The organism is Pseudomonas sp. KnCO4, from assembly GCF_045344305.1.
GTDB classification, from domain to species: Bacteria; Pseudomonadota; Gammaproteobacteria; order Pseudomonadales; family Pseudomonadaceae; genus Aquipseudomonas; species Aquipseudomonas anuradhapurensis.
Map to the genome: position 1 here is coordinate 556184 of NZ_CP174199.1, position 12965 is coordinate 569148.

The 12965-nt window shown below is 65.1% G+C and carries 9 protein-coding genes and 1 tRNA gene; 8 read left to right on the forward strand and 2 right to left on the reverse strand.

Annotated features, from left to right (window positions below):
- Positions 1-108: 108 nt before the first annotated feature.
- The 7 genes from fdnG to ACJA3S_RS02575 all read left to right on the forward strand — a co-directional run bounded on the left by fdnG (position 109) and on the right by ACJA3S_RS02575 (position 9299).
- Complete coding sequence (gene fdnG / locus ACJA3S_RS02545) at positions 109-3177, forward strand: formate dehydrogenase-N subunit alpha (RefSeq protein ID WP_170028032.1); 3069 nt, start codon at positions 109-111, stop codon at positions 3175-3177.
- The gene (gene fdxH / locus ACJA3S_RS02550; RefSeq protein ID WP_406820735.1) at positions 3177-4127 is read left to right on the forward strand and encodes a formate dehydrogenase subunit beta; all 951 of its coding nucleotides are present in this window, start codon (positions 3177-3179) and stop codon (positions 4125-4127) included. The genes fdnG and fdxH overlap by 1 nt, the downstream gene beginning before the upstream one ends.
- Positions 4124-4780 (forward strand): formate dehydrogenase subunit gamma, encoded by a 657-nt coding sequence (locus ACJA3S_RS02555; protein WP_406820736.1) that lies wholly within the window; start codon positions 4124-4126, stop codon positions 4778-4780. The genes fdxH and ACJA3S_RS02555 overlap by 4 nt, the downstream gene beginning before the upstream one ends.
- A 4-nt stretch (positions 4781-4784) precedes the next feature.
- Positions 4785-5705, forward strand: coding sequence for a formate dehydrogenase accessory protein FdhE (fdhE, locus tag ACJA3S_RS02560; RefSeq protein ID WP_406820737.1), 921 nt, complete (start codon positions 4785-4787; stop codon positions 5703-5705).
- A gap of 145 nt (positions 5706-5850) precedes the next feature.
- Positions 5851-7278, forward strand: coding sequence for an L-seryl-tRNA(Sec) selenium transferase (gene selA, locus ACJA3S_RS02565; RefSeq protein ID WP_406820738.1), 1428 nt, complete (start codon positions 5851-5853; stop codon positions 7276-7278).
- Complete coding sequence (gene selB, locus ACJA3S_RS02570) at positions 7275-9197, forward strand: selenocysteine-specific translation elongation factor (protein ID WP_406820739.1); 1923 nt, start codon at positions 7275-7277, stop codon at positions 9195-9197. Before selA ends, selB begins: the two co-directional genes overlap by 4 nt.
- A gap of 6 nt (positions 9198-9203) precedes the next feature.
- Positions 9204-9299: transfer RNA gene (locus tag ACJA3S_RS02575), tRNA-Sec, on the forward strand.
- A gap of 175 nt (positions 9300-9474) precedes the next feature.
- Here the strand turns inward: ACJA3S_RS02575 and ACJA3S_RS02580 are convergent.
- Together ACJA3S_RS02580 and ACJA3S_RS02585 are read right to left on the reverse strand one after the other, a co-directional pair.
- Positions 9475-10461 (reverse strand): asparaginase, encoded by a 987-nt coding sequence (locus ACJA3S_RS02580; RefSeq protein WP_406820740.1) that lies wholly within the window; start codon positions 10459-10461, stop codon positions 9475-9477.
- Positions 10462-10533: 72 nt separating this feature from the next.
- Positions 10534-11976 carry an alanine/glycine:cation symporter family protein gene (locus ACJA3S_RS02585; RefSeq protein WP_406820741.1) on the reverse strand — a complete coding sequence of 481 codons (1443 nt, stop codon included), beginning with the start codon at positions 11974-11976 and terminating at the stop codon, positions 10534-10536.
- A 179-nt stretch (positions 11977-12155) separates the two neighbouring features.
- On the opposite strand from ACJA3S_RS02585, the gene ACJA3S_RS02590 reads away from it, so the two are divergent.
- Positions 12156-12965 carry a helix-turn-helix domain-containing protein gene (locus ACJA3S_RS02590; protein ID WP_406820742.1) on the forward strand — a complete coding sequence of 270 codons (810 nt, stop codon included), beginning with the start codon at positions 12156-12158 and terminating at the stop codon, positions 12963-12965.

Sequence of the window (12965 nt, forward strand, 5' to 3'; positions counted from 1 at the left end):
GATTCTTGGCTAGTCTTACCTGTTGGCGGCCATCAATTGGCCGCCACCGTGACTACCAAGAGGCGCCGGCCATGTTCCGTGCGTCCACCACCTGATCAGGAGTGCACGATGGACCTGAACCGTCGGCAATTCTTCAAGGTCGCCGCCGTCGGCCTTGGAGGCTCGAGCCTTGCGGCGTTGGGCATGGCCCCGACACCGGCATTCGCCGAGCAGGTGCGCCACTTCAAGTTGGCGCACACCAAAGAAACCCGCAACACCTGCCCCTACTGCTCGGTCGGCTGCGGCCTGATCATGTACAGCCAGGGTGATGCGGGCAAGAACGTCAAACAGAACATCATCCATATCGAAGGTGACGCCGACCACCCGGTCAACCGCGGCACCCTGTGCCCGAAAGGCGCCGGCCTGCTGGACTTCATCCACAGCCCGAGCCGCCTGCAGTACCCCGAGGTACGCAAGCCGGGCAGCAAGGAGTGGGTGCGGGTCAGCTGGGACGAGGCGCTCGACCGCGTCGCCGAGCTGATGAAGCAGGACCGCGATGCCAACTTCATCGAGAAGAACGCCCAGGGGCAAACGGTAAACCGCTGGCTCACCACCGGTTTTCTCGCTGCTTCTGCCGCCTCCAGCGAGGCGGGCTACCTGACCCACAAGGTCATCCGCGCAACAGGCATGCTGGGGTTCGATAACCAGGCACGTGTCTGACATGGCCCGACGGTGGCAAGTCTTGCCCCGACGTACGGCCGTGGCGCCATGACCAACCACTGGTCCGATATCGCCAACGCGAATCTGGTCCTGGTGATGGGTGGCAACGCAGCAGAAGCGCATCCGTGCGGCTTCAAATGGGTGACCGAGGCCAAGGCCCACAACAAGGCGCGGCTGATCGTGGTCGACCCACGCTTTACCCGTACCGCTTCGGTGGCGGACTACTACGCGCCAATTCGCACCGGCACCGACATCGCCTTCATGGGCGGGCTGATCAACTACCTGCTGAGCAACGACAAGATCCAGCACGAATACGTGCGCAACTACACCGACGTGTCGTTCATCGTCAAGCAAACCTATGGCTTCGAGGACGGGCTGTTCAGCGGCTACGACGAAGCCAAGCGCGTGTATGCCGACAAGTCCGGCTGGGGCTACGAGCTGGGTGAGGACGGTTTTGCCAAGGTCGACCCGACCCTGCAGCACCCGCGTTGCGTGTTCCAGCTGATGAAGCAGCACTACAGCCGCTACACCCCGGAACTGGCCAGCATGACCTGTGGCATGCCGCAGGACGCCATGCTGAAGATCTGGGAAGAGATCGCCACCTGCTCGGTACCGGGCAAGACCATGACGATCCTCTACGCCCTCGGCTGGACGCAGCATTCGATCGGCGCGCAGATCATTCGCAGTGCGGCGATGGTCCAGCTGCTGCTGGGCAACGTCGGCATGCCGGGTGGTGGGGTCAACGCCTTGCGCGGGCACTCCAACATCCAGGGCCTGACCGACCTCGGCCTGCTGTCCAACTCGCTGCCGGGTTACCTGACCCTGCCCGGCGATGCCGAGCAGGACTACGCCGCCTACATCGACAAGCGCGCCTCCAAGCCACTGCGCCCAGGCCAGCTGTCGTACTGGCAGAACTACGGCAAGTTCCACGTCAGCCTGATGAAGGCCTGGTACGGCGCCAATGCCACGGCAGAAAACAACTGGGGCTACGACTGGCTGCCCAAGCTCGACGTGCCAGCCTACGACGTGCTGCGCATGTTCGAGATGATGGGCCAGGGCAAGGTCAACGGCTACATGTGCCAGGGCTTCAACCCGATTGCCGCGCTGCCGGACAAGAACCGTGTCACCGCGGCCCTGGGCAAGCTCAAGTGGCTGGTGATCATGGACCCGCTGGCCACCGAAACATCGGAGTTCTGGCGCAATGCCGGGCCGTTCAACGACGTCGATACGGCCAATATCCAGACCGAAGTGATCCGCCTGCCCACCACCTGCTTCGCCGAGGAAGACGGCTCGCTGGTCAACAGCAGCCGCTGGCTGCAGTGGCACTGGAAGGGCGCCGACGGCCCGGGTGAGACCCGCACCGACGTGCACATCATGAGCGAGCTGTTCCTGCGCCTGCGCCAACGCTACCAGGCCGAGGGCGGCGCCTACCCAGACGCGCTGATGAACATCAGCTGGCCATACAAGATTCCCGCAGAGCCGTCCCCGGAGGAGCTGGCCAGGGAAATGAACGGCTGGGCAGTGACCGACGTCACCGACCCGACCGGCGCAGTGATCAAGGCCGGCCAGCAGCTGGCCGGCTTCGGCCAGTTGAAGGACGACGGCAGCACCGCGTCCGGCTGCTGGATCTTCGCCGGCTGCTGGACCGAGCAGGGCAACCAGATGGCTCGCCGCGACAACAGCGACCCGTACGGCATGCACCAGGTGCAGAACTGGGCCTGGGCCTGGCCGGCCAACCGCCGCATCCTCTACAACCGTGCCTCCAGCGACCCGCAAGGCAAGCCGTGGGACGCCGAGAAGAAGCGCCTGGTATGGTGGAACGGCAAGGCCTGGACCGGCACCGACGTGCCCGATTTCAAGGTCGACTCGCCACCCGAGGCGGGGATGAACCCGTTCATCATGAACCCCGAGGGCGTGGCCCGGTTCTTCGCCATCGACAAGATGGCCGAAGGGCCGTTCCCCGAGCACTACGAGCCGTTCGAGACGCCGATTGGTATCAACCCGCTGCACCCGCAGAACAAGAAGGCCACCAGCAACCCGGCCGGGCGGATCTTCGATTCTGTATGGGACACCCTCGGCAAGCACGAGGAGTTCCCGTATGCGGCGACCACCTACCGGTTGACCGAGCACTTCCACTTCTGGAGCAAGCACTGCCGGCTCAACGCCATCGCCCAGCCCGAGCAGTTCGTCGAGATCGGCGAGGTGCTGGCCAACGAGAAGGGCATCAAGGCCGGCGACCGGGTGCGGGTGTCGAGCAAGCGCGGGCATATCGAGGCGGTGGCGGTGGTGACCAAGCGGATCCGCCCGCTCCAGGTCAACAACCAGACCGTGCACCAGATCGGCATCCCGTTGCATTGGGGCTTCACCGGTACCACCCGGCACGGCTACCTGACCAACACCCTGGTGCCGTTCCTCGGTGACGGCAACACGCAGACGCCGGAGTCCAAGTCGTTCCTCGTAAAAGTGGAGAAACTCTGATGGCCAGCCAAGACATCATCGCCCGCTCGGCCACCACCACCGTACCGCCTTCGGTACGCCAGCAGCAGGAAGTCGCCAAGCTGATCGACACCACCAAGTGCATCGGCTGCAAGGCCTGCCAGGTGGCGTGTTCGGAGTGGAACGAACTGCGTGACGAGGTCGGCCACAACCACGGCACCTACGACAACCCCCAGGACCTCACTGCCGAGACCTGGACCCTGATGCGCTTCACCGAGCACGAGCGCGACGACGGCAACCTGGAGTGGCTGATCCGCAAGGACGGCTGCATGCATTGCGCCGAGCCAGGGTGCCTGAAGGCCTGCCCGAGCCCGGGCGCGATCATCAAGCACGCCAACGGCATCGTCGATTTCAACCAGGACCACTGCATCGGCTGCGGCTACTGCATCACTGGCTGCCCGTTCAATATCCCGCGGATCTCGCAGAAGGACCACAAGGCCTACAAGTGCACCCTGTGTTCCGACCGGGTAACCGTGGGCCTGGAGCCGGCCTGTGTGAAAACCTGCCCGACCGGGGCGATCGTGTTCGGCAGCAAGGACGAGATGAAGGTGCATGCCGCCGAGCGCATCATCGACCTGCAGTCGCGGGGCTACGACAAGGCCGGGTTGTATGACCCGGACGGCGTCGGCGGTACCCACGTTATGTATGTGCTGCACCATGCCGACACGCCGAAGCTGTACGCCGGCCTGCCGGACCAGCCGGTGATCAGCCCGCTGGTAGGGCTGTGGAAGGGCATCACCAAGCCGCTGGCGCTGCTGGCCATGGGCGCGGCGGTGCTGGCCGGGTTCTTCCACTATGTACGGGTCGGGCCACAGCGCGTGGAAGACGACGAGCACCCGGCGGCGCCCGACGAAAGCGTGCATCAGGTGGACCCGTCGGTGCATGTCTATGACCCGACCCGGCCCGGTGGCCAGGAGGAGCAGCGACCATGAACGACCACAAACCCATCCTGCGCTACAACGCCAACGAACGCAGCAACCACTGGGTCGTCGCGATCCTGTTCGTCCTCGCCGGGTTGTCCGGGCTGGCGCTGTTCCATCCGGCACTGTTCTGGCTCAGCCATTTGTTCGGTGGCGGGCCATGGACGCGTATCCTCCACCCGTTCCTGGGCGTGGCCATGTTCGTGTTCTTCCTTGGCCTGGTGCTGCGGTTCTGGCGGGCGAACTTCATCAGCGCCAACGATCGCCTATGGCTGCGTCGGATCGATCGGGTCATGCTGAACCAGGAGGAGGGCGTACCGCCGATCGGCAAGTACAACGCCGGCCAGAAGCTGCTGTTCTGGACCTTGCTGGTGTGCATGCTGATCCTGCTGCTCAGCGGCGTAGTGATCTGGCGTGCCTGGTTCAGCCAGTACTTCGACATAGGCGCCATTCGCCTGGCCACCTTGCTGCATGCCCTGGCGGCGTTCGTGCTGATCCTCAGTATCATCGTGCACATCTACGCCGGCATCTGGATCAAGGGCTCGGTCGGCGCCATGCTGCATGGCCGGGTCAGCCGCGCCTGGGCGCGCAAGCACCATGAATTGTGGTACCGCGAAGTGACCGGCGACAAGACCCCGGGCAGCCACGGACGGAAAGAAGGATGAGCGCTTGAGCACGATACTCGAACCCGGGCAGATCGAAGCATCGGCGGTGATGCCGCCGTTTCTGCACCTGCCCCCGGCCAACCTGTTCGAGCTGCGCGCCGCGCGCCTGGAACAGCTGGCCGAAGGCAATGCCCTTGGCGATTACCTGAAACTAGCGGCCCGCTTGTGCCGCATCCAGCAGCAGCTTGTGGATAACCCACCCGGTGATATGCCGGTGGCCGAGCAGCGTCAGTGCCTGTGTATAAGTCATGGCTTGCCGCCGCTGGCGGCAGACAGCCTGGTACGCGAAGGGCCGTGGCTGGCCTGGTTGCACGCCTTGCTTGGGTACCTCGACGCTGACACCAGCGGTCCGTTGGGGGAGGCGCTGCAAGCCCTGCGTGGCAGTGGCGACGATCAACGCAAGGGCTGGGGCATCGCCTTGCTTGCCGGCCAGTACGATGCCGTGCCAGCGGCGTTGGTGCCATTTCTCGGCGCCGCGTTGCAGGCGGCCTGGGCCAGCTGGCTGCTGGCACTGCCCGCGCCTGAACTCAAGCCGGCCGGCAGCCTGGCGCAGTGCCCGGCCTGTGGTTCACCGGCCATGGCCGGGGTGGTGCGCAACCGTGGCAAGCACAATGGCCTGCGCTACCTGGCCTGTTCGCTGTGTGCCTGTGAATGGCATGTGGTGCGGGTCAAGTGCGTGTATTGCGAGTCGAGCAAGGACTTGCGCTACACCAGCCTCGACGACGATCGCCATGCCCCGGGCAAGGCGCCGTTGCGGGCCGAGTGCTGCCCCGCGTGCAAAAGCTACCTGAAGCACAACTACCTGGAAAACGATGCGGCTGCCGAGCCCCTGGCCGACGACCTGGCCAGCCTGGCGCTGGATATCCGCCTGGACGAGGAGGGCTTTCATCGCCTGGCACCGAACCTGATGCTCGCGCCCGGATAGTGGCTGAGTGTCTACACTGTAAGACCGAGTCGCCCTCTTCGCGGGTACGCCCGCTCCCACATAGGCCTGCGCAGAACCTTTGTGGGAGCGGCCACACCCGCGAAGAGGCCAGAACAGACAACGGAATAGTCCAAGGTAGTACCGCATGCCCTCCAGCCTCGCCAGCGACACCCCACGCCTGCCCTCCATCGATACCCTGCTGCGCCACCCGGCCTGCCTGCCGCTGATCGACCGGCACGGCCGCGACGCCGTGCTGGCCACCCTGCGGCAACTGCTCGACGACCTGCGCGACCCCGCCCGCAACGGCCAGCTCTGCACCGCCGAACTCGCCGCCGAGGTCCTGCTGGGCCGCGCCGGCGAACGCCTGGCCCATCAGCAGCGCAGCCAGGTCCGGCGCGTCTTCAACCTCACCGGCACCGTGCTGCACACCAACCTTGGCCGCGCCTTGCTGCCAGAGGAAGCCATCGAGGCCATGCAGACCGCCGCCCGTTACCCGCTCAACCTCGAATTCGACCTGGCCACCGGCAAGCGCGGCGACCGCGACGACCTGATCGAAGGGCTGATCCGCGAGCTGACTGGCGCCGAAGCCGTCACCGTGGTCAACAACAATGCCGCCGCCGTGCTGCTGGCGCTCAACAGCCTGGGCGCGCGCAAGGAGGGCATCATCTCCCGTGGCGAACTGATCGAGATCGGCGGTGCTTTCCGTATTCCCGACATCATGGCCCGCGCCGGCGTGAAGCTGCATGAGGTCGGCACCACCAACCGCACCCACGCCCGCGACTACGAGGCCGCCATCAATCCGCGCACCGGTTTGCTGATGCGGGTGCATTGCAGCAACTACAGCATCCAGGGATTCACCACCCAGGTCGCCACCGCCGAGCTGGCGCGCATCGCCCACCAACATGACTTGCCGTTGCTTGAAGACCTGGGCAGCGGCAGCCTGCTCGACCTGACCCGCTGGGGCCTGCCTGCCGAGCCGACCGTGCGCCAGGCCCTCGCCGATGGCGCCGATATCGTCACCTTCAGTGGCGACAAGCTGCTGGGCGGGCCGCAAGCCGGGATCATCGTCGGTCGCAAGGCGCTGATCGCCAGGATCAAGAAGAACCCGCTCAAGCGCGCGCTGCGTGTCGACAAGATCACCCTCGCGGCCCTCGAAGCGGTGCTGGCGCTGTACCGCAACCCCGACCGCCTGGCCGAACGCCTGCCCAGCCTGCGCCTGCTGACCCGCAACCAGGCCGAAATCCAGGCCCAGGCCGAGCGCCTGGCGCCTGAGCTGAAGGCCTGCCTCGGTGAGCAATGGCAGGTCAGCGTGGCGCCGGCACTGGGCATGATCGGCAGCGGCAGCCAGCCGGTAGCGCGCCTGCCGAGCGTAGCGCTGTGCCTGCGCCCACAGGTGTCGAAGAAGCTGCGTGGGCGCAGCCTGCATGTGCTGGAGCGGGCCCTGCGTGACCTGCCGGTGCCGGTGCTCGGCCGTATCGATGACGACGCCTTGTGGCTGGACCTGCGCCAGCTGGATGACGAAGCCCAGTGGCTGGCGCAGTTGCCTGCCCTGCAACTGGGGCCGGTGCAGTGATCGTAGGAACCGCCGGCCACATCGACCATGGCAAGACCGCATTGCTGCAGGCCCTGACCGGCCAGGCCGGGGACCAGCGCCAGGAAGAGCGCGCCCGTGGCATGACCATCGATCTTGGCTACCGCTATGCGGCGCTGTCCGAAGGGGCCGCGCTGACCGGCTTCATCGACGTGCCGGGCCATGAGCGCTTCATTCACAACATGCTGGCCGGCGCCCATGGCATCGACCTGGTGCTGCTGGTGGTGGCTGCCGACGATGGGGTGATGCCGCAAACCCGCGAGCACCTGGCCATCATCGAACTGCTGGGCATTCCCCAGGCCCTGGTGGCGATCAGCAAATGCGACCGGGTTGAACCGGCGCGCCTGGCCGAAGTGCAGGCGCAGGTCGATGCATTGCTGGCGCCGGGGCCCTATGCCGGGGCGCGGCAATTTCCGTTGTCGAGCGTCACCGGCGAAGGCGTCGATGCCCTGCGCCAGGCCCTGCTGGCGGCGCAACAGCAAGTGCGCCAGCGCAGTACCCGCGGCGGTTTTCGCCTGGCCGTCGACCGTGCCTTCGCCGTTACCGGCGCGGGTGTGGTGGTGACCGGCACCGCGCTGGCCGGGCGAGTCAGTGCCGGCGAAACCTTGCTGCTGGGCAAGGCTGGCAAGCCGGTGCGGGTGCGCGGCCTGCATGCACAGAACCAGGCCGCACTGGTCGCCGAAGCGGGCCAGCGGGTGGCACTGAACATTGCTGCCGAACGCCTGGCGGTAGAGCAACTGCATCGAGGTGACTGGCTGGTGCCCGAGTGGCTGCATGCGCCCAGCATGCGGGTCGATATCGAGCTAAATCTGTTGCCGGGCGAAACCCGCACTTTTGAACATTTCAGCGCCGTGCACGTGCACCTCGGTACCCAGGATGTTACCGCCCGGGTGGCATTGCTCGAAGGGGAAACCCTGCTGGCGGGCCAGCGCATGTTCGCCCAGTTGCTGCTCAACGCGCCGCTGCAAGCGGTGCACGGCGACCGCCTGGTACTGCGTGACCAGCGCGCCCAGCGTACCTTGGGCGGTGGCAGGGTACTCGACCCGTTTGCGCCAAGCCGTCAGCGCCGCAGCGAACAGCGCCTGCGCCAGTTACAGGTGCTGCGCGATGCCGAGGACCTGGAGCAGGCCCTGCCGGCTCTGCTCGCCAGCGCCCCGGGAGGCATCGACCCGCAGCGCCTGGAGCGGCAGTTCAACCGCCTGCGCGATACCTGGCAGTTGCCGGATAATACGCGGGTGGTAGCCACCCGGCAGGGTCAATTGCTGTTTGCCAGCGACCAGTGGCAGGCGCTCAAGCGCCTGGTGCTGGGGCAGTTGGCGCTGTTCCACGAGCAGGAGCCCGACCAGCTGGGCCCGGACCGTGATCGCCTGCGCCGTTTTGCCGCGTTGCCGCTGGAACGGCCCGCTTTCGTCAGCCTGGTGGAAGAGCTGCTCGATGAGGGCGCCATCGCCAGCAGCGGCCCCTGGCTGCACCTGCCGGCGCACAAGGTGCAGCTGAGCGAAGCCGACAGTGCATTGTGGGCCCGCTTGCAGCCCAGGTTGCTGGCGGGGCAATACGATCCGCCGTGGGTCAGGACACTGGCGAGCGAGGAAAATTGTGCCGAAGCCGATGTACGCCTGTTGCTGCGCAAGCTGGCCCGGCTGGGGCTGGTGCACCAGGTGGTGCGCGACCTGTTCTACCCCGAGGCGACGCTACGGCGCATGGCAGAGCTGCTGCTGGGGCAGGCCAGGGAAACGCCGATAGTGCAGGTTGCCGCGTTTCGCGATATGTTGGGCATCGGTCGTAAACGCAGTGTGCAGATTCTGGAGTATTTCGACCGCATTGGCCTGACCCGGAGGGTGGCCGATCAGCGTCACATTCGCGCCGACAGCGCCCTGGCCCAACAGCAGGCCAGGCACTGAGTTCAAGGAAGGCAATCGCGCCCGGTGGCGCGGCCGGGCTTCAAACCCGGTTGGGGACGGCAGCCGTTCCCGGGCAGGTTCGACTCCCGCTGCCTTCCGCCATTTTCCGTTGCCTGTCAGGGCCCTTTAACGGCTAAGCCCGCATCCACAAAGGCTACATAGCCCTGAGGCGGTACCGTCCTGTTACCCATACCCACAAAAGGGTCGCGGCCCGCTGAGGCTTGTCCAGCCCCTGTAGGAGCGGATTTATCCGCGAAGCGGCAGCGAAGGAAGAACCCTAAGCCCGCTCCCCACACAGATCCAGCGCGAACCACTGTTCGGCTGCATCCACGTCCAACCCCGCGCCCAGCAGCGCCAGCATCTTGCCCAGGGCTGCCTCGCGTGTCATGCCGCCACCGCTGACCAGCCCGGCCCCGCGCAAGCGGTTACCGGCCGCATAGGTATCGAACACCACCGAGCCCTCTGGGCACTGGCTGATCGCCGCCAGCAACACGCCGCGCTGGCGCGCCGCGCTCAGCACATCCAGCAGTGCCTGGTCGTCCGACGGCCCGGTACCACTGCCATAGCACTCCAGCAGCAAGCCTTGCACGCCACTGTCCAGCACAGCTTGCAGATGGCAGGCCTGCAGGCCTGGGAACACCGGCATTACGGCCAGGTTGACCGCCTGGCGCGGGTGGCGGTAACCCAGCTCGGCGGGAATCGCCGCCGCCCGCTCGCCGTCGCGATGACGCGGCAGCGCGGCAAAGGCATCGAAGGCCTCGCTGCGCAGCTTCGATGCGCGGCAGCCATGCAACAACTGGCCGTGGAAGTACAACTGCACGCCGTCCCGCAGGCCGTGTTCGAACTGGCGCAGCGCGCCACACAGGTTATCCCAGGCATCGCTGCCAGCCGCACCAGCCGGCAGCATCGAGCCGGTCAGCAGCACCGGCACCGGCAGGCCCAGCAACAGGAACGACAAGGCAGCAGCACTGTAGGCCAGGCTGTCGGTGCCGTGCAGTACCAGCACAGCGTCGTGGCCAGCGTCCACTGCTGCGACGATGGCATCGCGCATCGCCAGCCAGTTGTGCTGTTGCATGTTGGCGCTGTCGAGCAGCGGGTTCATTTCCTGCAGGGCCCAATTTACCTTCGGTGCATCGGCCATCAAGGCGAAATGCTCGCGCATCCGCGCTTCGAAACCACCTGCCGGCGCCAGGCCTTCAGGGGTTTCGAGCATGCCGATGGTGCCCCCGGTATAAAGTACGAGGAGATTCTTTACTGCACGCATGGAAAGCATCCGTAGCGGTGAGCGGAAAAAGAAAAGCCGCCCGCGGATGGGGCGGCTTGGCAGGCCAGGATATCAGCGCTGGGTTTGCGCTTGGCCAACTGCTTTGTCAGTGGCGCTTTCCACCTGCGGATTGGCAGGCCAGGCGTTGCGGTCCAGGTCGAGGTCGGCGAATTTGGCCGAATCGAACACCGGCTGGTCGATACCCGCCTTGCGCTGGTCGTCGTAGTCGCGCATCACTCGCAGGCCGACCTTGAACAGCAGGGCCAGGGCCACCAGGTTGACGAATGCCAGGCAGGTCATGGTGATGTCGGCGAAAGCGAACACGGTCGACAGGTCTTGCAGCGAACCCCATACCACCAGCGCCAGCACCAGGCCGCGGAACACCATCAGCACCACGCGGTTGCGGCTGAGGAACTGCAGGCTGTTCTCGCCCAGGTAGTAGTTGTAGAGGATGCAGGTGAAGACGAACAGCGACAGCGCAACGCTGACGAACACGCGGCCCCAGTCACCGACCACGGCGGCCAGCGAGTTCTGGGTCAGGACGATGCCGTCACCTTCGAAGCCTGGGGTGTAGAAGCCCGACAGCAGGATCAGCAGGGCGGTGCAGGTGCAGATCACGAAGGTGTCGAGGAACACGCTGAAGGCCTGGACCACGCCCTGGGCACCCGGGTGCTTCACGGCAGCCACGGCGGCGACGTTCGGCGCACTGCCCAGGCCCGCTTCGTTGGCGAACACACCACGTTTCACGCCCATGACGATGGCGCTGCCGAGCAGGCCGCCAAACGCAGGGTCGAGGCCGAAGGCGCTCTTGAAGATGGTTTCCAGCATGGCTGGCACGTGCTCGATCTGGGTGCCGATCACGTACAGGGTCACGCCGATGTAGGCCAAGGTCTTGATCGGGACCAGCAGGTCCGAGACTGCAGCAATGCGCTTGATGCCGCCGATGAAGGTGATGGCCAGCAGCACGGCGAGGACGATGCCGGTGTGCTTGGGGTCGAAGGCGAAGGCGTTCTGCAGCGAGTGGGTCACGGTGTACGACTGCAGGCCGATGAAGGCGAAGCCGTAGGTGACCAGCAGCAGCAGCGAGAACACGATGGCCATGCTTTTCAGCTTCAGGCCGTGCTCGATGTAGTAGGCCGGGCCGCCACGGTACAGGCCGTCGCCGTCGGCGCGCTTGTAGACCTGGGCCAGGGTGCATTCGAAGAAGCTGCTGGACATGCCTACCAGTGCGGTAACCCACATCCAGAACACCGCGCCTGGGCCACCCAGGGTCACGGCAATACCGACACCGGCGATGTTACCGGCGCCAACACGGCCGGCCAGGCTCAGCATCAGGGCCTGGAACGAGCTCAGCTGGCCTGCCTGGCCACGCAGCGATTCTTTGAACACACTGAACATGTGAGCGAAGTGACGGAACTGGACGAACCGGGAACGGATGGTGAAGTAGCTACCCAGCCCCACGATCAGCACGATGAGCAGTTTCCCCGAGAGGAAATCGTTGAGTACTTCGAGCATTGGAAAATGACCTCGATTCTTATTGTTCGTGTGGAATGACCAGCGGATGGCAGGCACACCGCTATTCGTTGGCGCGCATGGTTGGCTATGACAAGAGCGGTTACAATTTCGCGGGTTGCTCCAATTTGGTGCGAATTGCTGCTACACTGGCGTCATTCGCGTCACCTGGGTTCCGTGTCATGAGCGATAATTTCGCTACCAACCTCAAATTTGCCTGCAGTCATTACCGCTCTATCTCCGAAGTTTGCCGCCAGCTCACGATCAATCGCGCCCAGTTCAACAAGTACCTGAGCGGGCAGAGCCGTCCGACGGCTTTCAACCTCAAGCGCATCAGCGATTTCTTCGGCGTTGAAGAATACGAGCTGAATTTGCCGCCCGAGCAGTTCAGCCGGCTGATCGGAGCCCGCGCACCTGCGTTGGTGGAACAACCTGGCGACCCAATCAGCGAGCTGTTCCGCCCGTTGCACGATCACGGCGGCAACCTGTCGCGCTATTGCGGTTATTACCTGGAGTATTCCAACTGCCTGTCGGTGCCGGGCACTGTCCTGGTGTCGCTGGTACACCTGTGGGAAGAGCGTGGGCGCTTTCTGTTCGAGCGTGAGGAGCGTCAGGAGCGCTCCAGCACCATCGACCACCATGCCGAGGTGCGTTGCCGTTACCTGGGCGCGGCGTTCCAGCTGCAGGACCGGATGTTCCTGGTCGACTACGAGTCGCTGACCTTCAATGAGATGAGCCACACCATCCTCATTCCCAGTTTCAAAAGCCGCATCACTCGCCTTAACGGCTTGAAGGCGGGCGTATCCAGCGGTGACCGGCGCAACCCGGCGTGCACCCGGGTGGTGTGGGAGTACCTGGGCGAGCAGATCAATCGCGCCAGCGTCTTCCGCCAGGTGAAACTGTACCAGCCGGATGATCCGCGTATAGATGACGATATACGTGAGCGGCTGAGTGAGCGGCCGTTGCGGAACAGCCTGTTCGAGATCGAGTAA

Excerpts from the sequence above, each read along its gene's own strand:
- fdxH (WP_406820735.1), top strand. The coding sequence starts at position 3,177 with ATGGCCAGCCAAGACATCATCGCCCGCTCGGCCACCACCACCGTACCG.
- ACJA3S_RS02555 (WP_406820736.1), top strand. The coding sequence starts at position 4,124 with ATGAACGACCACAAACCCATCCTGCGCTACAACGCCAACGAACGCAGC.
- selA (WP_406820738.1), top strand. The coding sequence starts at position 5,851 with ATGCCCTCCAGCCTCGCCAGCGACACCCCACGCCTGCCCTCCATCGAT.
- ACJA3S_RS02580 (WP_406820740.1), bottom strand. The coding sequence starts at position 10,461 with ATGCGTGCAGTAAAGAATCTCCTCGTACTTTATACCGGGGGCACCATC.
- ACJA3S_RS02585 (WP_406820741.1), bottom strand. The coding sequence starts at position 11,976 with ATGCTCGAAGTACTCAACGATTTCCTCTCGGGGAAACTGCTCATCGTG.
- ACJA3S_RS02590 (WP_406820742.1), top strand. The coding sequence starts at position 12,156 with ATGAGCGATAATTTCGCTACCAACCTCAAATTTGCCTGCAGTCATTAC.